The 19350-nt window shown below is 64.2% G+C and carries 19 protein-coding genes; 10 read left to right on the top strand and 9 right to left on the bottom strand.

Annotated elements, in window-relative coordinates; all coding sequences use genetic code 11:
• Nucleotides 1-19: 19 nt before the first annotated feature.
• The 3 genes from ACFHWW_RS09730 to ACFHWW_RS09720 all read right to left on the bottom strand — a co-directional run bounded on the left by ACFHWW_RS09730 (nucleotide 20) and on the right by ACFHWW_RS09720 (nucleotide 3091).
• A complete protein-coding gene (locus tag ACFHWW_RS09730) occupies nucleotides 20-397 on the bottom strand; it encodes a DUF779 domain-containing protein (protein WP_100671827.1) in 378 nt (125 codons plus the stop codon).
• A 91-nt stretch (nucleotides 398-488) separates the two neighbouring features.
• Complete coding sequence (adh, locus tag ACFHWW_RS09725; protein WP_100671828.1) at nucleotides 489-1997, bottom strand: aldehyde dehydrogenase; 1509 nt, start codon at nucleotides 1995-1997, stop codon at nucleotides 489-491.
• A 137-nt stretch (nucleotides 1998-2134) separates the two neighbouring features.
• Nucleotides 2135-3091: a helix-turn-helix domain-containing protein gene (locus ACFHWW_RS09720; protein ID WP_379938087.1), complete on the bottom strand. Its 957-nt coding sequence runs from the start codon at nucleotides 3089-3091 to the stop codon at nucleotides 2135-2137.
• A 316-nt stretch (nucleotides 3092-3407) separates the two neighbouring features.
• On the opposite strand from ACFHWW_RS09720, the gene ACFHWW_RS09715 reads away from it, so the two are divergent.
• The 3 genes from ACFHWW_RS09715 to pth all read left to right on the top strand — a co-directional run bounded on the left by ACFHWW_RS09715 (nucleotide 3408) and on the right by pth (nucleotide 6327).
• The gene (locus ACFHWW_RS09715; RefSeq protein WP_100671829.1) at nucleotides 3408-4589 is read left to right on the top strand and encodes a benzoate/H(+) symporter BenE family transporter; all 1182 of its coding nucleotides are present in this window, start codon (nucleotides 3408-3410) and stop codon (nucleotides 4587-4589) included.
• 153 nt (nucleotides 4590-4742) lie between these two features.
• Nucleotides 4743-5360 carry a 50S ribosomal protein L25/general stress protein Ctc gene (locus tag ACFHWW_RS09710; protein WP_018095651.1) on the top strand — a complete coding sequence of 206 codons (618 nt, stop codon included), beginning with the start codon at nucleotides 4743-4745 and terminating at the stop codon, nucleotides 5358-5360.
• A 247-nt stretch (nucleotides 5361-5607) separates the two neighbouring features.
• Nucleotides 5608-6327 (top strand): aminoacyl-tRNA hydrolase, encoded by a 720-nt coding sequence (gene pth / locus ACFHWW_RS09705; protein ID WP_379938086.1) that lies wholly within the window; start codon nucleotides 5608-5610, stop codon nucleotides 6325-6327.
• Between the two features lie 586 nt (nucleotides 6328-6913).
• Here pth and clpS read toward each other — a convergent pair.
• Nucleotides 6914-7219 carry an ATP-dependent Clp protease adapter ClpS gene (clpS, locus tag ACFHWW_RS09700; protein WP_379938085.1) on the bottom strand — a complete coding sequence of 102 codons (306 nt, stop codon included), beginning with the start codon at nucleotides 7217-7219 and terminating at the stop codon, nucleotides 6914-6916.
• A gap of 229 nt (nucleotides 7220-7448) precedes the next feature.
• Between clpS and ychF the strand changes: the two genes are divergently transcribed.
• Nucleotides 7449-8552 carry a redox-regulated ATPase YchF gene (gene ychF / locus ACFHWW_RS09695; protein WP_379938084.1) on the top strand — a complete coding sequence of 368 codons (1104 nt, stop codon included), beginning with the start codon at nucleotides 7449-7451 and terminating at the stop codon, nucleotides 8550-8552.
• Nucleotides 8553-8576: 24 nt separating this feature from the next.
• On the opposite strand, the gene ACFHWW_RS09690 is transcribed toward ychF, so the two are convergent.
• Nucleotides 8577-9683, bottom strand: coding sequence for a hypothetical protein (locus ACFHWW_RS09690; protein WP_379938083.1), 1107 nt, complete (start codon nucleotides 9681-9683; stop codon nucleotides 8577-8579).
• Between the two features lie 164 nt (nucleotides 9684-9847).
• On the opposite strand from ACFHWW_RS09690, the gene ACFHWW_RS09685 reads away from it, so the two are divergent.
• Both ACFHWW_RS09685 and ACFHWW_RS09680 read left to right on the top strand, forming a co-directional pair.
• Entirely contained in the window at nucleotides 9848-10303 is a 456-nt protein-coding gene (locus ACFHWW_RS09685) for a MaoC family dehydratase (protein ID WP_100671834.1), read from the top strand.
• On the top strand, nucleotides 10300-10770 hold the full coding sequence (locus ACFHWW_RS09680) for a MaoC family dehydratase (RefSeq protein ID WP_100671835.1): 471 nt from the start codon (nucleotides 10300-10302) through the stop codon (nucleotides 10768-10770). The genes ACFHWW_RS09685 and ACFHWW_RS09680 overlap by 4 nt, the downstream gene beginning before the upstream one ends.
• Before the next feature lie 45 nt (nucleotides 10771-10815).
• Here the strand turns inward: ACFHWW_RS09680 and ACFHWW_RS09675 are convergent, their stop codons facing one another.
• Complete coding sequence (locus tag ACFHWW_RS09675) at nucleotides 10816-11358, bottom strand: adenine phosphoribosyltransferase (RefSeq protein WP_028010466.1); 543 nt, start codon at nucleotides 11356-11358, stop codon at nucleotides 10816-10818.
• 173 nt (nucleotides 11359-11531) lie between these two features.
• Here ACFHWW_RS09675 and ACFHWW_RS09670 point away from each other — a divergent pair, with 173 nt between their 5' ends.
• Nucleotides 11532-11717: a DUF1059 domain-containing protein gene (locus ACFHWW_RS09670; protein WP_003534500.1), complete on the top strand. Its 186-nt coding sequence runs from the start codon at nucleotides 11532-11534 to the stop codon at nucleotides 11715-11717.
• 18 nt (nucleotides 11718-11735) lie between these two features.
• On the opposite strand, the gene ACFHWW_RS09665 is transcribed toward ACFHWW_RS09670, so the two are convergent.
• Genes ACFHWW_RS09665 through ACFHWW_RS09655 form a run of 3 tightly spaced genes read right to left on the bottom strand, consistent with a single transcriptional unit; the run spans nucleotide 11736 to nucleotide 14244 of the window.
• Nucleotides 11736-12995 (bottom strand): CCA tRNA nucleotidyltransferase, encoded by a 1260-nt coding sequence (locus tag ACFHWW_RS09665; RefSeq protein WP_275597546.1) that lies wholly within the window; start codon nucleotides 12993-12995, stop codon nucleotides 11736-11738.
• Nucleotides 12992-13624, bottom strand: a complete 633-nt coding sequence (locus ACFHWW_RS09660) for a CoA pyrophosphatase (RefSeq protein WP_018095659.1) — start codon at nucleotides 13622-13624, stop codon at nucleotides 12992-12994. Before ACFHWW_RS09660 ends, ACFHWW_RS09665 begins: the two co-directional genes overlap by 4 nt.
• Nucleotides 13621-14244 (bottom strand): DUF1285 domain-containing protein, encoded by a 624-nt coding sequence (locus ACFHWW_RS09655; protein ID WP_379938082.1) that lies wholly within the window; start codon nucleotides 14242-14244, stop codon nucleotides 13621-13623. The genes ACFHWW_RS09660 and ACFHWW_RS09655 overlap by 4 nt, the downstream gene beginning before the upstream one ends.
• A gap of 356 nt (nucleotides 14245-14600) precedes the next feature.
• Between ACFHWW_RS09655 and ACFHWW_RS09650 the strand changes: the two genes are divergently transcribed.
• The 3 genes from ACFHWW_RS09650 to ACFHWW_RS09640 are packed head-to-tail and all read left to right on the top strand — an operon-like array spanning nucleotide 14601 to nucleotide 19348.
• Complete coding sequence (locus ACFHWW_RS09650) at nucleotides 14601-15614, top strand: AAA family ATPase (protein ID WP_379938081.1); 1014 nt, start codon at nucleotides 14601-14603, stop codon at nucleotides 15612-15614.
• Between the two features lie 3 nt (nucleotides 15615-15617).
• Nucleotides 15618-16538: a DUF58 domain-containing protein gene (locus tag ACFHWW_RS09645; RefSeq protein WP_379938080.1), complete on the top strand. Its 921-nt coding sequence runs from the start codon at nucleotides 15618-15620 to the stop codon at nucleotides 16536-16538.
• Nucleotides 16535-19348: a DUF4159 domain-containing protein gene (locus ACFHWW_RS09640; protein WP_379938079.1), complete on the top strand. Its 2814-nt coding sequence runs from the start codon at nucleotides 16535-16537 to the stop codon at nucleotides 19346-19348. The genes ACFHWW_RS09645 and ACFHWW_RS09640 overlap by 4 nt, the downstream gene beginning before the upstream one ends.
• The last annotated feature ends 2 nt before the right edge of the window (nucleotides 19349-19350 follow it).

The following is a 19350-nucleotide window of genomic DNA, read 5'->3' as shown; positions in this document are numbered from 1 at the left end:
GCGGACAAATTTCCCGTGGTCAACCGCGGGGCTGCACCAGGCAAGCCTCGCCCCCACCAAACAGGCGCGAGCGGGTGAGGAACCGCTTCTCCCGGCCGTTATCCAGCGAAAACATGCCGCCCCTGCCGGGCACGACGTCGATGATCAGCTGCGTGTGCTTCCAGACCTCGTACTGACTCGAGCTGATATAGACGGGCACGCCGTCGATCTCGCCGAGCTTCACGTCGTTATCGCCGACGATGTAATCGTCCGCCGGGTAGCACATGGGCGACGAGCCGTCGCAGCAGCCGCCCGACTGGTGAAAGAGTATATCCGGATGATCGCGCCGGATTTCGCGGATGAGGTCGATCGCCGCATCCGTCGCAAGCACGCGCGACTCCGTTGCTCCGTCGCTCAATTTGCATCTCCTCATTCGCGGAAGCCGGAGGGCCCCCGATGAAGCATCGGGAGCCCGCCGAGAGGACCGGGCCGGCACGGGCCCGGCCGGCTCAGAAGAAGCCGAGCGCTTTCGGGCTGTAGCTTACCAGCATGTTCTTCGTCTGCTGGTAGTGATCGAGCATCATCTTGTGCGTCTCGCGCCCGATGCCGGATTGCTTGTAACCGCCGAAGGCGGCGTGCGCCGGATAGGCGTGGTAGCAATTGGTCCAGACACGGCCGGCCTCGATCGCGCGGCCGAAGCGGTAGCAGCGATTGGCATCGCGGCTCCACACGCCGGCGCCGAGCCCGTAGAGCGTGTCATTGGCGATTTCCAGCGCCTCGGCTTCCGTCTTGAAGGTCGTGACCGACACGACCGGCCCGAAAATCTCCTCCTGAAAGATGCGCATCCTGTTGTGGCCGTGGAACACGGTCGGCTTGACGTAGTAGCCGCCCGAGAGATCGCCTTCGAGCACATTGCGCCCGCCGCCGGTCAGCACCTCGGCGCCTTCCTCCTTGCCGATTTCGATATAGGCGAGGATTTTCTCGAGCTGTTCGCTCGAAGCCTGGGCACCGATCATCGTTGCTTCATCGAGCGGATTGCCCTGCCGGATCGCCTCGACCCTCTTTACCGCCCGCTCCATGAAGCGGTCGTAGATGCTCTCCTGGACAAGCGCGCGGCTCGGGCAGGTGCAGACCTCGCCCTGGTTCAGCGCGAACATGGCGAAGCCCTCGAGCGCCTTGTCGAAGAAGTCGTCGTCCTCGCTGGCGACGTCCGCGAAGAAGATGTTCGGCGACTTCCCGCCGAGCTCCAGCGTGACCGGGATGAGGTTCTGGCTGGCATATTGCATGATAAGCCGCCCGGTCGTCGTCTCGCCGGTAAAAGCGATCTTGGCGATGCGCGGGCTGGTGGCGAGCGGCTTGCCCGCTTCGAGGCCGAAGCCGTTGACGATGTTGAGGACACCCGGCGGCAGGAGGTCGCCAATAAGTTCCGCCCAGACCAGGATCGAGCCCGGCGTCTGCTCGGCCGGTTTGAGCACGACGCAATTTCCCGCGGCAAGCGCCGGCGCGAGCTTCCAGGCGGCCATCAGGATCGGGAAATTCCAGGGAATGATCTGGCCGACGACGCCGAGCGGCTCGTGGAAATGGTAGGCGACGGTGTCATGGTCGATCTCGCCGATCGAACCTTCCTGCGCACGGATGCAGGCCGCGAAATAGCGGAAATGATCGATCGCCAACGGAATGTCGGCGGCCATCGTCTCGCGGATCGGCTTGCCGTTGTCCCAGGTTTCGGCCCGTGCCAGAAGCTCCAGATTGTCCTCCATGCGGGCGGCGATCTTCATCAGTATGTTGGACCGCTCCGTCGCCGAACTCCGGCCCCATTTCTCCCTTGCGGCGTGCGCCGCGTCGAGAGCAAGCTCGATGTCGGCGGCGTCCGAACGCGCGACCTGGCAAAGCGTGCCGCCGGTGATCGGCGTCGTGTTGTCGAAATAGCGTCCCGCAACGGGTTCGCGCCATTCGCCGCCGATGAAGTTTCCGTATTTCTGCTTGTAGGGGTTCTCGACGATCTTCTGATGCAGCATGGACTTCCTCCCTTGGATGACAGCGGTGCGGTTGCTGTGGAAGGAGAGTGAGGCCGAACGTGCTTTTCCGGTAGGGCGGCGCCGCGGTTGATGGCACCGACTGTTTCAGAATTGCGACAGGTCGACGTCCATATCGATCAGTTGAGAGAAAGGCGCTTCATCTTGCGGTAGAGGGTCGCGCGGCTGATGCCGAGGAGATCGGCCGCCATCGACACATTACCCCTCGCCCGAGAGAGCGCACGGCGCAGCGCCGCACGTTCGGCGTCCGGCAATTCGCCGCCCTCGCCAGGCAGGTCTTCCTGAAGCAGGTCGGAAGCCGGGACGCCGGCGGCGATACGCTCGTCGTCGAGTCCGAGCCACAGCCGGGCAGCCCGCGTCGCGCCGAGAACGAGATCGTCACGGTCGACCGCAAGCAGTGCAGGTCCCGTCCGATCGACCGGTACGAGAACGATGCGAGCGCCGACGAAAGCGCGGCGGAAAAGATTGGCCTCGATTCGTGCTGCGGCATCGCGCACCGCCTGCGAGAGGATCGAGAGCGTCGCCTCGGATGCGTCGTCGCGGCAGGTGGAGATGTCTATCGCTGCGGCGAGCTTGCCGCTCTCGTCGCGGATCGGTGCCGTCGCGCAGCTCAGGCCGATATTGCGGCTGAGAAAGTGTTGGTCGCGCTGGATGAGGACCGGACGCTCGTCCGCGATCGCCGTACCGATGCCATTGGTCCCGACGCTCGCCTCGCTCCACACGGTTCCCGACCACAATCCGATACCGCGAAAGTCCGCATCGTCGCCGCCGGCGCCGCGTCGTTCCAGCGCAACGCCCTTTCCGTCGGTCAGCAGCAGGCAGCACCCGGCCTTTCCGACCGTGGCGAACAGCCGGTCGAGCTCGCCTTTCGCCTCCGCGATCAGGACGCCGGAGCTTTCGCGCGCCAGCCGGAACTCGCTCTCGGAAAGCCGCCAGGGTGAACGCGCCTCCTCGGGCGCCAGGCCGTGCAGCGTCATGCAGCGGCGCCACGATGCAGCGACCGGCGAAGTCACCGCAGCGGAAGATTGATGTGCGATGCGGTAGACCCGCTCGGAGTGGTCCCTGATCGAAGGCATTCGCTCCCTCCCTGGATCGCGGCGATCGGGCCCGCCGGCCCGTGGACGTGATCAACGCTTGCAAGCAAGGCACACGGGCGAGACCCGCGCTCCCCTCCTCCGCTTGGACAGCGTTCTTCGGCGGAACCAGGCGCCGAACTCCCCCACGGCGCAATTCCCCCGGCCTGACTATAGGCATCGATGCTGCGGGAGGTCCAGCTAGACGAAGGTTTTTTCGTTCCGCCCTCGACGCGCGCCGTCAGATCGGTATCGACAGGCGGCGAGGATATGCTACTCGACACGGAACCTCGCTTATCGCAACACCCGGTTGTCCGCCATGCTCCGAGATTTCTCCGTCCAAAGCCTCTTCATGGGCGTGCTGATTGCATTCGTGGGCTTTGCCAGCTCCTTCGCCGTGGTCCTGCACGGGCTCGCCGGCGTCGGTGCGAACGAGACGCAGGCAGCCTCCGGACTGATGGCGCTGTCGGTCTCGATGGGCATCTGCGCTATCGTCATCAGCGCCGTCACGAGACTTCCCGTCAGCGTCGCCTGGTCGACACCGGGCGCGGCTCTGCTCGCGAGTTCCGGCGCAGTGGAAGGCGGCTTCAGCGCTGCCGTCGGCGCCTTCCTCGTCTGCGGAGTGCTGATCATCGTCGCCGGCCTGTGGAAGCCCCTCGGCCGGATGGTGTCCGCCATTCCCGCGGCATTGGCAAACGCGATGCTCGCCGGCGTACTCCTGAGCCTTTGCTTCGCTCCGGTCAAGGCGATCGCCTTCAACCCGCTCTTCGGCCTGCCTATCGTTCTTGCCTGGGCCGTCGTCGGCAGCTTCAGCAGGCTCTATGCCGTTCCCGCCGCGCTCGTCGCCTTCGTTCTCGTCGTCGCCTTCGGGATCGAGATGCCGGAGGGCGCCGTGGCCGGGCTCTCCGCCGCGCTCGTTCCGAAGCTCGAGTTCGTTCCGCCTTCCCTCAGCACCTCCGCCCTGGTCAGCATCGCTCTGCCGCTTTTCATCGTTACGATGGCATCGCAGAACATTCCCGGCATCGCGGTCCTGAAGGTGAATGACTACCACCCCGATCCGGGTCCCCTCTTCGCCACGACCGGGCTTTTCACGCTGCTGAGCGCGCCTTTCGGCGGACATGCGGTCAATCTCGCGGCGATCACCGCGGCGATGTGCGCCGGCTCCGATTCTCATCCGGATCGAACGCGCCGCTACTGGTCGGCAATCAATGCCGGCATCGCCTACGTCGTCTTCGGCCTCCTGGCCGGAGCCGTCACGACCTTCGTCAGCCTTGCCCCATCGGTCCTCATCGAGGCCGTTGCCGGACTTGCGCTGATCGGCGCCTTTTCTGGTTCCGCAGTTGCCGCCTTCACGAATGCCGAGACCCGCGAAGCAGCCGCCATCACGTTTCTCGTCACCGCCTCGGGCGTCGGTTTCGCCGGCGTGTCGGGGGCCTTTTGGGGGCTTGTCGCGGGCGGCCTCATGCTGGCGCTCGCGCGTCTAGCCAAAAAGAGGGCCTGAAGCCGCGCCTTGCATTTGCGCCGGTTCTCGGTTATGGACCCCGCGTCCGCGCAGACACCCTTGGAGGCAACGCGGATGAAGCCGCATGGCGGCTTCAGGTTTTTCCGCATTCTTGACGGACGAACTCTCCAAACAACATAGAAAGGTCTACCTATGAGCGAAACCTACGAGCTCAAGGCCGAGACGCGCGAACGGGTTGGTAAGGGGTCCTCCCGTGAACTTCGCCGCAACGGTCTTATCCCGGCTGTCATCTACGGTGACAAGCAGGCCCCGCTTGCCATCGCACTCTCCACCAAGGAAGTGACGATGAAGATCCACGGCGGCGGTTTCATGACCACCGTTGCGACGATCAACGTCAACGGCGAAAAGATCCGCGTCCTGCCGAAGGACTATCAGCTCGATCCGGTCCGTGACTTCACCATGCACGTCGATTTCCTGCGCGTCACCAAGGGCAGCCAGGTATCCGTGCAGGTTCCGGTTCGCTTCGAGAACGAAGAGAAGTCGCCGGGCCTGAAGCAGGGCGGCGCGCTGAACATCGTCCGTCACGAGGTCGAACTCAACGTTTCCGCCGACAACATCCCGGAATTCCTGACGGTCGACCTCACCGGCCTCAAGATCGGCGACACCGTTCACATTTCGAACGTCGCGCTTCCCGCAGGCGCGACCCCGGTCATCACCGACCGCGACTTCACGGTTGCCACGATCGCCGGCCGCACGCAGGAAGTCGAACCGACTGAAGAAGAAGCTGAAGGCGGCGAAGAAGAGGCTTGATTTCTGTTTCCGGCGGACGCCCTGTTCCACGCCGGATCGCCCCCGAGTGAAAGAACCCGTCCCATTTTCGTGGGGCGGGTTTTCTTTTGCCCGTCAAATGCTGCCCCCCGCCCGCGAACCGGATAAGGTGGTATCGGAAAAAGGCCGTTGACTTTGGGTGATGGCGGTGATTTTGGGCTGAGGGAACTGGGCGTGGCGATTGCCACTCAAATATATCGCCACAGGGCGAATGCAGGAGTTTGGCCGCATGCTGATCATCGCGGGACTTGGCAATCCCGGCCCGAAATATGCCGGCAACCGCCACAATATCGGCTTCATGGCCGTCGACGCCATTCAGCGGCGCCAGGGCTTTTCCGCCTGGTCGAGGAAATTCAAGTCGGAGATCTCCGAAGGCGAGATCGACGGCGAACGCGTCCTGCTGATGAAGCCGCAGACCTTCATGAATCTCTCCGGCGAAGCGCTCGGCGAAGCGATGCGCTTCTACAAGCTCGCGCCGAAGGACATCGTCGTCATCTATGACGAACTGGACCTTCCCGCCGGCAAGGCCCGGATCAAGACCGGCGGCGGCCACGGCGGGCACAACGGGATCAAGTCGATCGATGCCCATTGCGGCAAGGAATACCGCCGCCTGCGCCTCGGCATCGGTCATCCCGGAGTCAAGGATCTGGTCCACGCACATGTGCTCGGCGACTTCGCCAAGGCCGACCAGCCCTGGCTGTCACCGCTGCTCGAAGCGATCGCCGACAATGCCGACATGCTGGTGAAGGGCGAGGATTCGCAGATCATGAACAAGATCGCCCTGGCAACCGGCGGCAAGCCGGAGGCGGAAAAACCCGTCGCTGCGAAGAAGCAGGCGGGGCAATCCCATATCCATCAGGCGCGTGTCACGGCCCAGCCGAAGAAGCTGCCGGCGACGGGGCCGATGGCCGACATGCTGAAGAAGATGTTCGGGCCGAAGGGGGATTAAGGCCTGTTGAGATCCGTCTTGAGTTTATGACAACTGCTGCGAGATGGATAATGGCGTTGAAGCTCTCGTCGGTTTGTCGGCACGCATGGCGATGCGCTTTAATTCCTCGAGTACCAACCGTGCGCCGCTGCGACCTCTGCGCATCTGATAAGACGCGCGGCGTTGTAGGAAACGTATCGGAGGACTGCAATCTCTCCTCCCCTCATCCCTGTGCTCGTCACAGGGATCCAGCAGCGCCGCGTCTGCGGCGCGGGAAGCGTTCTTTCAGCCCAAGGACTTGGTCTGGCTGGATTCCTGTGACAAGCACAGGAATGAGGGACCTGGTGTGCGGCTAATACAACTTCCGTTGCGAATATGCGAGGCAATGGTCAACCTGGTTTATGAAGCGCGCCGGGGGACCGCACCCTCTCCTACCCTCATCCCTGTGCTCGTCACAGGGATCCAGCAGCGCCGCGTCTGTGGCGCGGGAAGAGCCTTTCCAGCCCAAGGACTTGGTCTGGCTGGATTCCTGTGACAAGCACAGGAATGAGGGGACCGGGATGCGCGGTTTCGCCCGCATCCCGCTCCAACCGGGCAGGCCGCCGCCTCACTCCTCGGGCTCTGCGGTGAACAGCAGCGGAAAGCCTGCCTCCTTGCCGAGGTCGGTCGCTTCCTTGGCTTTGGTCTCCGCAACGTCCTTTGCACACACCACCACGACCGAAGCGCCCATCTTGTGGGCCGTCATCATCACCCGGTAGCCTGCCTCCTCGCTCATCCGGAAAACCGCCTTCAGCACCATGACCACGAATTCGCGCGGCGTGTAGTCGTCATTGACCAGCAGCACCTTGTAGAGCTTCGGCCGCTCCAGCTTCGGCTTGGTCAGGCGCTTTGCGGCTACATCATTGTCGCTCATGGGTAATCCGCCGTCGATGACATGAGAAAAGCGTTGGCGATCAAGCGGGCGAAGGTGGCAAACCGCCCACCTTTTTCCTCGCTCCGCTACCGCCAATATCGCGCTCCGTCCCCCGGCATTCAAGTGAAACCCGGCTCCCGGAGCAAGCGGACCGGCGCGAAAAGCTTGACCGCCTCTCTCCTTTATCCCATAGCCACGCTCAAGAAATCAGGAACGACGGATTATAGCCATGGGCTTCAAATGCGGTATCGTCGGGCTGCCGAATGTCGGCAAGTCCACACTCTTCAACGCGCTGACCAAGACGGCGGCGGCGCAGGCGGCGAACTATCCTTTCTGCACGATCGAGCCGAACACCGGCGAAGTCGCCGTGCCCGACCCGCGCATGCGCAAACTCGCCGACATCGCCAAGTCGAAGGAAATCATCCCGACCCGCATCTCCTTCGTCGACATCGCCGGGCTGGTGCGCGGCGCGTCCAAGGGCGAGGGCCTCGGCAACCAGTTCCTCGCCAACATCCGCGAGGTGGATGCCGTCGTCCACGTGCTGCGCTGTTTCGAGGACGACGACATCACCCATGTCGAAGGCCGCATCCATCCGGTCGAAGACGCCGACACCATCGAGACCGAGCTGATGCTCGCCGATCTCGACAGCCTCGAACGGCGTGCCGAACAGACGCGCAAGCGTGCGAACGGCAAGGACAAGGAGTCGATGGCGCAGCTTCCGATCATGGAAGCATCGTTGAAGCTGCTGCAGGAAGGCAAGCCCGTGCGCACCCTGCTTTCCAAGCTCGACGCCGACGAGCTTCGCATTCTCCAGAGCCTCAACCTGCTCACCTCACACCCGGTTCTCTACGTCTGCAACGTCGCCGAAAGCGACGCCGCGACCGGCAACGAGCACACCCGCGCCGTCGAGAAGATGGCCAGGGAACAGGGCGCCGAAACGGTCGTCATTTCGGCGGCGATCGAATCCGAAGTCGCGCAGCTTCCGGAAGAGGAAGCGAAGGAATTCCTCGCGGCGCTCGGTCTCGAGGAAGCCGGCCTCGACCGTCTGATCCGCGCCGGCTACAAGCTCCTCGATCTCATCACCTATTTCACGGTTGGACCGAAGGAGACGCGCGCCTGGACGATCCCGCGCGGCACCAAGGCCCCGCAGGCCGCCGGCGTCATCCATTCGGATTTCGAGCGCGGCTTCATCCGCGCCAACACGATCGCCTATGACGACTATATCGCCTATGGCGGCGAAAACGGCGCGAAGGAGGCCGGCAAGGCTCGCGACGAAGGCAAGGAATACGTCGTCCAGGACGGCGACGTCATCCATTTCCGGTTCAATACGTAAGCGCGGAACCGTTGCGAGCCAGGATCACCGCACGGCATGCAGGCGCGCGGTGATCGCGACCGGCAGCAGGCTCATCGCTGCGCGGCGCAGCGGCTGCCAGAAAATGCCGATCACGAGTACCGTCAGCCCAACCACCGCGAAGGCGATGAAGACGTAGGTATCGAGCGAGGCGCCGCTTTTCTGCAGGATCGTCCAAATGGCCGCGCCCAGCGACAAAAGGCCCGAGGTCACGAATGCGCGGCGATCGATCACCAGACCGATCGTCATGAAAAGCGCCACGAGGAAAATGACGGCGGCTGACTGACCCAGGCCCCCCTCGCCTCTCCACCAAACGTCGCCCTGACCGGATAAGACGATGAAACCGAGCATCGCATGGAGTAAGGCCGGTGCCGCGGCGAGATGCAGCCAGAAGGCTATGTCGGAGCGCAAGGTCAGACGATTCGGGTCCGAGATGTCGTAGCGCATGGCAAGCGCAAAAATCGCCAGCGCCGCCACGAGAAGAATCGCTGCGACCAGATGGGGATACTGTTCCAGAACGAAGTCGACCCCGAAGGCTTTGTCCAGAGCGAGGAAAACGAAGGCGACCGCCACGGCTGCTATCGACAGCAGGAACAGGGCGAAAGACAGGGGAACTCTGTAGCGCCAGTAAAACAGCCCCAGAGGGACTGGAAAAGCGCAGACATAGGCCAATATCAAATAGGTCTCGTCCGTCCACGCAGGCTGTCCGGCCGCCATGACGTTGTACATTCCCTGCCCGACCCAATGGACGAGCGCCAGGGTCAGCGCAACCGCGGGCAAGGCCAGCCTCTGCCGGCGCACGAGTATTTCCGCCAGAACGATGATTAGCGGCAGCACGGCGATCGTGCCGCCGATGCCCCAGAGACCCACAAGCACGACCACCACGCCGATCGTGATAAGAATGTCGTGGAATCCGCGCAGGAAGCGCGGCTGCTCGCTCTCTTCTGCCGCTAGCGCATCGTGAAATGTCTCGCCAGGGCGGCTTGCGGCGGCCATTGCGGGGCCTGCACTCACCCCCCGCGCCGAAAGAAAAGTATCAAGATCATTGACACGATCGGCTGATATGAGTCCCTTTTCGGCGGCTGCCGCCAGGGCCTTGTTCAAATCTGTCACGGTCGGATCCTTGCGGGAAAATACTGCAACGCACAACTTTCGGTAAGGTGATCGCATGAACAATCGACATGCGCAACCTGGAAAATCAGCCGGACCGAAGCCACGTAAGGGCCGGCCTTTGTGCGTTCTCTTGGAACGCGCGTCGCCCAAGGAGAGAATGAGGCATGCTTTATTTCGAGGATTTCACTCAGGGGCGGCGTTTCGACTACAGCCCGGTCCTGATGCAGGCCAACGACATGATCGCCTTCGCCAGCGAATTCGATCCGCAGCCCATGCATCTGGATGAAGAGGTCGGCAAGAGCAGCATTCTCGGCGGCCTCGCCGCTTCCGGTTGGCACACGAGCGCGGTCGGCATGCGGATGATGATCGAGGCCTTTCTCGGCAATTCATCCTCGCAAGGGTCGCCGGGCATCGACTTCATGGAGTGGAAGAAGCCGGTCCTTGCCGGAGATATCCTTTCAGGCTTCAGCCTTGTCCTGGAGGCGCGCCCGTCGAAAACCAAGCCCGCGATCGGCTTCGTCAAATTTCGCAACGAGATCGAGAACCAGAGCGGTGAAGCCGTGGCGGTTTCGGAATGCTCCGTCATGTTCAGGCGCCGCAATGGGGAGGCGCGCGCATGATGACGCTGGAGGAGCTCTACCAGGCCGGGCGCAAGGTCGTCACCGGCAGCCTGACATTCACCGCGGAGGACATCATCCGCTTCGCCCGCGATTTCGACCCGCAGCCCTTCCACGTCGACGAGCATCAGGCGAAACAGTCGCTTTTCGGCGGTCTTTGCGCCTCCGGATGGCATACCAGCGCCGGCTGGATGCAGTGCTTCCTGCGGTTCTGGAAAGACGAGAGCCGCCGCCTTGCAGCCGAGGGACTGCATGCGCCGAAGCTCGGTCCCTCGCCCGGCTTCAAGGAACTCAGGTGGCTGAAGCCGGTCTATGCCGGCGACACGATCACCTATGCTGTCACTTTGCTGGAGGCCCGGATCGTCGCCTCGCGACCCGGCTGGCGGATCAACACGATCCTCTGCGAGGGCGAGAACCAGCACGGCGAGCCGGTCATCCGCTTCGAGAGCAAGGTCATCGAATTCGCTTGAATGGCCGGGGCCAGCTGTTCGATCCTGGCCTATGAGCCTGTGGGCTCAATGCCCCTCGAATTCGATGAGCGTGCGCACATTGACGCCGAGCGCTTCGAGCTTCTTGCGCCCGCCGAGCTCAGGCAGATCGATGATGAAGCAGGCTGCGACGATGTCCGCACCCATCTGCTTCAGGAGCTTGGCGGCGCCCTCGGCGGTGCCGCCGGTGGCGATCAGGTCATCGACGAGGATCACCTTGTCGCCGGGAGCGACCGCGTCCCTGTGCATTTCCATCTCGTCCACGCCGTATTCCAGACTGTAGGCGATCCGCACCGTGTCGTGCGGCAACTTTCCCTTCTTGCGAATGGGTATGAAGCCGGCCGAAAGCTGGTGCGCAATCGCCCCGCCAAGGATAAAGCCCCTCGCCTCGATGCCGGCGATCTTGTCGACCTTGGTACCGGCATAGGGATGGACGAGCTCGTCTATCGCCCGGCGGAAGGCCCGCGGATTGCCGAGCAGGGTCGTGATGTCACGGAACATGACGCCGGGCTTCGGATAGTCCGGAATGCTTCGAATGGCTGAAATCAGTTCCGATTGAACAGCGGTCATGTGTGAATGCGGCCTTTGCTGGATCCTCGATTGCCACAGGCATAGCACCAACAAAGCGCCCGTTTACAGGATTTTCTTCGCTCGGGGTCCGGGCCGGAACAATTTGGCGAGAGCGCGGGTTGATGCTAGGCTTTTCAAGGGGAGGCTTGCCGATTGTAGGAAGGAGGAACACCATGCGCCTATTCGAATGCGGTTCGCTCGTCCCGGGTTGCGCTTGGCACACCCGCGCTGACAATGATGCGGAAATCGTGCGCCGGGTCGTCGAGCACATGCGCGAGACCCATGGCGAGACGATCATCCGCGAAAACATGGTCGACAACATCAAGGCCCGCATCGTCGACGAAACCAAGGTCGCCTGACCGCGGCTCGAACCGGTCTCAGCCCGACCGCACCATCGACTCGAGCCGGGCGACGAGGGTCGCCCGCTCGACCTTGAAGTTGCGCTCGACCCAGAAGGCTTCGAGCTCTGCCAACACTTCCCCCACCTTGGGACCGGCGGGAACCCCCAGTTTGAGGACATCGGCACCGTTCAACGGGAAGACAGGCCGCTGCCATTTCTCCGCCCGTGCAAGGAGTCGGTGAAAGGACGCGCTGTCGGCAAGGAATGCCGGATCGGTTTCGGCCTTGCGGCGTGCCGAGGCAAGCGCAAGCCTCAGCCGGACGACGATGCCTTCTGCGCCATGGCGATAGAGCCTGCGCTCGAGCGCCGCATCCGCAAGAGTAGCGGCGATTTCCGGCGCTTCGGCGAACCGGTCGAGGTAAGCGCTCTCCGCCTTGGACAGCCGCAGACGTTTGGCCATGGCTTCGAGCCGGTCGGCGTCGGGCGGGACCATCGCCGCAAGCCTCAGGAGCGGGTCCGCCTGCCAGGAAAAACTCTTCTCCGCCGCGATCAGCGCGGGGATAGCGTCGATGCCCCATTTCTCGGTCTCGGGCAGGATCTCGCTCAGCACACCTGCCTGCCGCATCCACAGGAGCGCACGGCCGGGGTCGTCGGCCGAAAGCAGCTTCTTCGTCTCCGTCCACACGCGTTCGGCGGAAAGCGTCGCGAGCTTCGCGCGGGCCTGGGCGCAGGCCCGCAGGCCCTCGGCGTCCGGACGGCCGCTGCCGTAATGGGCGAAGAAGCGGAAGAAGCGAAGAATACGGAGATAATCCTCCGCCACGCGTTCGGCCGCGCTGCCGATGAAGCGCACCGTCCGCGTCTCGATGTCCCCGAGGCCCCCGACATGGTCGATGATCTCGCCGTCCGCACCGGCGTAGAGGGCGTTGATGGTGAAGTCGCGGCGTTCCGCATCCGCTTTCCAGTCGGTCCCGAAGGCCACTTCGGCGCGACGCCCGTCGGTCGCGACGTCTCGGCGCAGGGTCGTTATCTCATAGGGAACACCTTCTATGACGAGCGTCACGGTGCCATGGTCGATTCCCGTCGGCACCGCCTTGATGCCGGCGCCCTCCGCCCGCTCGGTCACCTCCTCGGGACGCCAGGTGGTTGCCAGGTCGACGTCGCCGGCCGGCAAACCCATGAGGCTGTTGCGGATCGCGCCTCCGACGACCCGAACCTCGCCGCCATCGGCGTTCAACAGGTCGAAGATGCGGCGAAGATGAGGAGCCTGAAACCAGCGCTCGGCGACAATGGAAGTCATGCATAGAGCCTTTCATAGAGCATGCGGACGATCCCCGCGGTGATCCCCCAGATGTTCCTTTCGCCATAGGGCATACGATAGAAATGGCGCTCAGCGCCCTGCCAGTGACTGCTTCCCCGTCCATGATTTCGCGGATTCATCAGGAACGACAACGGCACCTCGAACACGCTCTCCACTTCCTCCGGGTTCGGCTCAAGCACGAAGCCGGGCTGAACCACCGCAAGCACCGGAGTGATGCGGAAGCCGGACATGGCCATGTAATGCGGCAGTCGCGCGACCGTCTCGACGAAACGCGGATCGAGCCCGATCTCCTCCTCAGCCTCGCGCAGTGCGGCGACTTCGATGGAGTGGTCTTCCGGATCCACCGCACCGCCCGGAAAGGCGACCTGGCCGGAATGCTTGCGCAAATTCGAGGTGCGCTGGGTGAAGATGACGTTGGCGTCTTCGCCGTCGTCGACGACGGGGACGAGGACTGCGGCGTCCTTCAGATGCAGGGACTCGAGATAGGATACGATGCCCGGGTTCAGCAGGAAATCGCCGTGATCGCGCCAGGCAGTCTCGATCGGCCCCCCCGCCTGCTGCAGCGCGCGGCGACGGAATTCGTCGGCGGAGTATGGGTGACCGTTCATCGGCACAAAGCTTCCAGCTCGGCCGCGGGCATGATCGGGAAGATCGCTCCGGCCGATCTGACGCAGAACATCTCCACCCCTTCCACCGCGATGGTCTCGCCGAGCTCGACGATGTCGTACATCACCGGTCGCGAGACGAGCGCTTCAAGCCGCCCGCGCACATGCAGATAGGGTTTGAGTTCGCGATTGTCGCCGTGGATAACGAAGCGCAAGGGATGCTCCGGGCCCGCCTCGACCACGTCGCCGACATTGGTGCGGAAGGTCAGCACATTCTCGCCTTCCTTCTCGGTCACGCTCATCTCCACGGCGATGAACGGCGCGTCGGCGACCCGGATGCCGACCTTTTCCACAGGCGTGACGAGATAGGTCTTGCCGTCCTCGTCCTTGCGAAGCACGGTCGAGAACAGCCTCACCAGCGGCTGCCGGCCGATCGGCGTGCCCATGTAGAACCAGGTTCCATCGCCGCGAATTTCCATGTCGATGTCGCCGCAGAACGGCGGATTCCAGCGGTCGACCGGCGGCAACCCTCTCGCCTCGCCGCCCGTCTGCCCGGCAGCGCGTGCGATCAGCGCCGCCAGGCCGGCCGCATCGCCCATTTGCTGAATCTTGGCTTCTGCCATTGTTCCGTCCCGTTTGGTCTCGATCTTGCATCCGAAGCATGACGCCGTTGCCTGCTACATGTTTCCTTGTTCGTGGCCGATCGAGGACAAACGCATGCAGCAGTTAAAAGTGCTACAGCAAGCCTTGCGCGTCTGATAAGACGCGGCGCTGTAGCGGGTATGCACCACAAGCTCGCTTCGGCGCATATGTCCGCATTCGCGCCTGGAACGCAATGCTTCAGGCTTTGGTGTCAAGCTCACGAGATAGTGCGACGGCGGCGGCTTGTCAGCCGCCCCGCGGGGTCTAAATTGAAAAACAGGAACTGGACAGCCGGCATCGGCGATCGATCCAGAAGCGGACGACCGGGAGACTTGCAATGAGTGTAATGAAAGGCGCGACCGAACTGGCCGACGAAAAGGCGATCGTCGCCGCAGCCGAGGCGGCGCTCGGAGAGGTCGCGCTGGTCCGCGCCGAGATCGGCAAGGTCATTTTCGGTCAGGAGAGCGTAGTCGAACAAACGCTGCTCGCGGTACTTTCCGGCGGGCACGCGCTGCTTGTCGGCGTTCCGGGGCTTGCCAAGACCAAGCTCGTCGCCACGCTCGGCATCGTTCTCGGGCTCGACAACAGCCGCATTCAGTTCACGCCCGATCTCATGCCCTCCGATATCCTGGGTTCGGAAGTCATGGACCAGGACGCGGCCGGTCATCGCTCCTTCCGCTTCATTCCCGGCCCGATCTTCACGCAGCTCCTGATGGCCGACGAGATCAACCGCGCCTCGCCGCGCACGCAGTCGGCCCTGCTGCAGGCGATGCAGGAGTATCACATCACCATCGCAGGCGACCGTAAGGACCTGCCACAGCCGTTCCACGTGCTCGCAACCCAGAACCCGCTGGAGCAGGAAGGCACCTATCCGCTGCCCGAAGCCCAGCTCGACCGCTTCCTGATGCAGGTCGATGTCGGCTACCCCGAGCTTGCCGCCGAAAGACAGATCCTGCTCGAGACGACCGGACTCGCAGAAACCGAGGCGCGGCCCGTGATCGACGCAGGCCGCCTGCAGCAGATCCAGGGGTTGATCCGTCAGATGCCTGTCGGCGAGAAGGTGGTCGACGCCATCCTGGCGCTCGTTCGTTCCGCACGCCCCGGCAACGGCAATGCCGACACCGACAAGAACGTTGCCTGGGGGCCGGGGCCGCGCGCCGGACAGGCGCTCATGCTGTGCGCCCGCGCCCGCGCGCTCTACGACGGGCGGCTTGCCCCTTCGATCGACGACGTCCTTGCGCTCGCCGAGCCGGTTCTCCAGCACCGCATGGCGCTGACCTTCGCCGCCCGCGCCGAGGGCATGTCGGTGCGCGACGTCATCGCCGACCTGGTGAAGCGGGCCAAGGGCTGACGCATGGCCTCGATCGGGCACATTGTCGCGCGTACCCCTTCCGGTGAGGTCCTGTCGCGCGCGCAGCAGCGCGCGATGCTGGTGCCCGACTGTCTTGTCGAGGCCCGCAGGATCGCCAACACGGTCATCACCGGTTGGCACGGCCGGCGCAAGCGCGGTATCGGCGAGAACTTCTGGCAGTTCCGCCCCTACAGCGACGGGGAAAGCTTCTCGCGTATCGACTGGCGCCGTTCCGCCAAGGACGACCACACCTATGTCCGCGACCGCGAATGGGAGGCAGCGCACACGATTTGGCTCTGGGCCGATCTCTCGCCCTCGATGATGTACAAATCGACGCTCGGCGCCGTTTCGAAGGAGAGCCGCGCTCTGGTGCTGATGCTGGCGCTCGCCGAAATTCTCGCCCGTTCCGGCGAGCGGATCGGCTGCCCGGGCGTGATGGAGCCGGTTTCGGCGCGCAACGCCGCCGAGCGGCTGGCAACCGCAATCATGCATAGTCCGCTTTCGGAGGGCCTGCCCGATACCGGAATGATCCGCGGCGCCAGCGACCTGGTTCTGATCGGCGATTTTCTCGACCCCGCCGACCGGGTGATGGAACGACTTGGACCGCTCGCCCGCCGGGGCCTGCGCGGCCATGTCGTGGAGATCGCCGATCCGGCGGAGGAAGTCTTCCCCTATGCCGGCAGAACCGAGTTCACCGATCCTGAAACCGGCGAGAAGCTGACCGCGGGACGTGCCGAGATCCTGCGCGAGGATTACCAGCGTGCCTATCGCGCCCGCCGCGACAGCCTCGGCACGAGCCTGCGCCATCTCGGCTGGACCTTCATTCCGCACAGAACGGATCGGGCGGCGTCGGAAGCCCTGGTCACGGTGCATATGCATCTTTCAGGCATGCCGGGCCGAGCGGCCCATGGGGGGCTTGCATGATCGGCGGCCTCTCCTTCATTTTTGCCAACCCCGCCATTCTGGCAGCACTCGTGGCACTGCCGGTGATCTGGTGGCTGCTGCGCATGACGCCGCCGAGACCTGCGGCCGAAATCTTTCCGCCGCTGCGCATCCTGGCTTCGGTGATGAAGCGCGAGGAGACACCCTCGAAAAGCCCCTGGTGGCTGACCCTTCTCAGGATGCTGATGGCCGCGGCTGTCATCTTCGCGATCGCCGACCCCGTCTTCAACCCGCGCAGCAATACGCTCGCGACCTCCGGGCCGCTGGCGCTGCTGATCGACAACAGTTGGGCAACGGCGCCCGACTGGGAGCGGCGTGTCGAAGCCGCCTCGGCGCTGATCGACGACGCCGAGGCGAAGGATGTCGCGATTTCGATCGTCTTCACCGGAGAGCGCCAGCACGACGCGACGCCCGGATCGGCGAGCACTGCGCGCAACCGGCTGGCGGCGGCCAGACCCGAGCCGCTGCCCGCCGACCGTGGTTCCGCAATCGCGGCCTTGCAGGCGGCCTTCGAAGACGCTCCTCCCGGAACGGTCGCCTTCCTCACCGACGGCATCGAAGGGGGCGACGGCAAGACGATGGAGGCGCTGGCCGGGATCGGCGCGGCCGGTCTCAAGGTGATCGAAGCGGACGGCAGCGAGGCCGTGGCACTCACTGCGACGAGCAACGAGTCCGGCGGCATGTCGGTGACGGCGAGCCGGCTGAAGACCGACGATGGCCGTTCCCTGCCCATCATTGCCTTCGATACCCGCGGCCGGGCGATCGCCAGCGGGGCGATCGATTTCGCACCCGGCGCAGCAACCGCCAAGGGGATGATCGAGGCCCCGTTCGAACTGCGCAACGACTTCGCCCGCATCGGCATCGAAGGAGCCGCGACCGCCGGCGCCCAGCATCTCCTCGACGACGGCTTTCGCCGCCGTCGCGTGGCTCTACTGAGCGGCGAGGCACGTGACCTGTCGCAGCCGCTGCTCTCGCCGCTCTACTATATCAATCGGGCGCTCGCCCCCTTTGCCGATCTCGTCGAGCCCCGCCAGAACGATCTTGCCGTTGCGATTCCGGAGCTTCTCGAGCAGCGCCCCTCGGTTCTGATCATGGCCGACATCGGACGGCTGCCGGAAGAGACCTATCCCCTGCTTGCGAAATGGATCGACAACGGCGGCACGCTGATCCGCTTCGCCGGCCCCCGCCTGGCCGCCGCACCTGCGGACGATCCGCTCGTCCCGGTCACGCTTCGCCAGGGCGAACGGGCGCTCGGCGGCGCGCTCTCCTGGTCCGAACCGCAGCCGCTCGCCGATTATCCCGGCAACAGTCCCTTCGCCGGCATGGCCCGCCCAACCGACATTCTCGTCAAGCGTCAGGTTCTGGCCGAACCGACAGCCGATCTGGCGGAGCGCACATGGGCAAACCTCGCCGACGGCACACCGCTGGTCACGACTGCGACACGCGGGGCGGGCCGCATCGTGCTCTTTCACGTCAGCGCCGAGGCCACATGGTCGAACCTGCCGATCTCGGGCCATTTCGTTGAAATGCTTCGCCGCAGTGTCCAGCTCTCGCGCGGCGGCGGTATCGCCAGCGACGGCAAGGCCGTGAAGGCGCAGACCTTGCCGCCCTACCGGCTTCTGAACGCCGATGGCGTGCTCGTCGCCGAGACGGGCAATGCCCGTCCCCTCGACATCGTGCCCGGCAAGGCACCGGTCGCGACAGCCGACAATCCTCCGGGGCTCTACGGCTCCGAGGACGGCTTCACGGCGCTCAACCTCTTGCCGCGCGACGCCGAGCTCAAGCGGATCGACATGACCGCCGCCGGCCCTCATACCTCCGAGCGGCTGGCCGGTACGGAAAGCTGGTCGCTGAAGCCGGCGCTGATGACGCTCGCCCTCCTGCTGCTGCTCGCGGACGCTCTGATCGTGCTCTTCATGGGTGGCGTCTTTTCACGCGCCCGGATGGCAAGGGCCGCTTCGGCAATCATCATAGTCCTCGCCGGAACCGTCTTCCTCGCCCCGCCGCAGGCCTTTGCCGACGACACGCGCCCGGACGACCAGCGCATCCTCGAGAGGCTGGACACCACGCATCTCGCCTATGTGGTCACCGGCGAGGAAGAGGTGGACCGCCTTTCCGAAGACGGGCTGAGAGGCCTCACCGACTTCCTGACCTATCGCACCACGCTCGAGCCCGGCGCGCCCGTCGGCCTTGACATCTCCAAGGACGAACTGAGCCTCTACCCCATCATCTACTGGCCGATTTCCGCCAGCGCGCCCATGCCGAGCCCGCAAGCCGTCAGCCGAATCGATGCCTATATGCGGGCGGGCGGCACGGTCCTGTTCGACACGCGTGATCAGTTTTCCTCGCTCGGCTCTTCCTCGAACGGAACCAGCGCGAACACCGAACGTCTCCAGGCGATCCTCGGCAATCTCGACATACCGCCGCTGGAGCCGGTTCCGGCCGACCATGTCCTGACCAAAGCCTTCTATCTGCTGACGAATTTTCCCGGCCGCTATACCGGCAGCCCGCTGTGGATCGAATCCCAGCTCGATAGTCGCGAGGAACCGAGCAACCGGCCGGCGCGGCCGGGCGACGGGGTGACGCCGATCATCATCACCGGCAACGACTTTGCCGGTGCATGGGCCGTGGATTCGAACGGAGTCGCACTGCTGCCGACCGTGCCGCCGGACGAAATGCAGCGCGAATACGCCTTTCGCTCCGGTGTCAACATCATGATGTACATGCTGACCGGCAACTACAAGGCCGACCAGGTGCACGTGCCCGCCCTGCTCGAGCGGCTCGGACAATGAGG

Origin of the sequence: Sinorhizobium sp. P24N7 (genome assembly GCF_042436655.1) — a bacterium.
In the GTDB taxonomy this organism is placed as follows: Bacteria; Pseudomonadota; Alphaproteobacteria; order Rhizobiales; family Rhizobiaceae; genus Sinorhizobium; species Sinorhizobium meliloti_A.
This window is presented reverse-complemented; position numbering and strand designations above follow the sequence as displayed.

What these genes read in the sequence shown, in the direction of transcription:
- ACFHWW_RS09660 (WP_018095659.1), bottom strand. Translation starts at nt 13,624, where the DNA reads ATGAACGGTCACCCATACTCCGCCGACGAATTCCGTCGCCGCGCGCTG.
- ACFHWW_RS09710 (WP_018095651.1), top strand. Translation starts at nt 4,743, where the DNA reads ATGAGCGAAACCTACGAGCTCAAGGCCGAGACGCGCGAACGGGTTGGT.
- ACFHWW_RS09665 (WP_275597546.1), bottom strand. Translation starts at nt 12,995, where the DNA reads ATGACTTCCATTGTCGCCGAGCGCTGGTTTCAGGCTCCTCATCTTCGC.
- ACFHWW_RS09680 (WP_100671835.1), top strand. Translation starts at nt 10,300, where the DNA reads ATGATGACGCTGGAGGAGCTCTACCAGGCCGGGCGCAAGGTCGTCACC.
- ychF (WP_379938084.1), top strand. Translation starts at nt 7,449, where the DNA reads ATGGGCTTCAAATGCGGTATCGTCGGGCTGCCGAATGTCGGCAAGTCC.
- clpS (WP_379938085.1), bottom strand. Translation starts at nt 7,219, where the DNA reads ATGAGCGACAATGATGTAGCCGCAAAGCGCCTGACCAAGCCGAAGCTG.
- ACFHWW_RS09655 (WP_379938082.1), bottom strand. Translation starts at nt 14,244, where the DNA reads ATGGCAGAAGCCAAGATTCAGCAAATGGGCGATGCGGCCGGCCTGGCG.
- adh (WP_100671828.1), bottom strand. Translation starts at nt 1,997, where the DNA reads ATGCTGCATCAGAAGATCGTCGAGAACCCCTACAAGCAGAAATACGGA.
- ACFHWW_RS09675 (WP_028010466.1), bottom strand. Translation starts at nt 11,358, where the DNA reads ATGACCGCTGTTCAATCGGAACTGATTTCAGCCATTCGAAGCATTCCG.
- ACFHWW_RS09715 (WP_100671829.1), top strand. Translation starts at nt 3,408, where the DNA reads ATGCTCCGAGATTTCTCCGTCCAAAGCCTCTTCATGGGCGTGCTGATT.
- ACFHWW_RS09650 (WP_379938081.1), top strand. Translation starts at nt 14,601, where the DNA reads ATGAGTGTAATGAAAGGCGCGACCGAACTGGCCGACGAAAAGGCGATC.
- ACFHWW_RS09645 (WP_379938080.1), top strand. Translation starts at nt 15,618, where the DNA reads ATGGCCTCGATCGGGCACATTGTCGCGCGTACCCCTTCCGGTGAGGTC.
- pth (WP_379938086.1), top strand. Translation starts at nt 5,608, where the DNA reads ATGCTGATCATCGCGGGACTTGGCAATCCCGGCCCGAAATATGCCGGC.
- ACFHWW_RS09685 (WP_100671834.1), top strand. Translation starts at nt 9,848, where the DNA reads ATGCTTTATTTCGAGGATTTCACTCAGGGGCGGCGTTTCGACTACAGC.
- ACFHWW_RS09640 (WP_379938079.1), top strand. Translation starts at nt 16,535, where the DNA reads ATGATCGGCGGCCTCTCCTTCATTTTTGCCAACCCCGCCATTCTGGCA.
- ACFHWW_RS09720 (WP_379938087.1), bottom strand. Translation starts at nt 3,091, where the DNA reads ATGCCTTCGATCAGGGACCACTCCGAGCGGGTCTACCGCATCGCACAT.
- ACFHWW_RS09670 (WP_003534500.1), top strand. Translation starts at nt 11,532, where the DNA reads ATGCGCCTATTCGAATGCGGTTCGCTCGTCCCGGGTTGCGCTTGGCAC.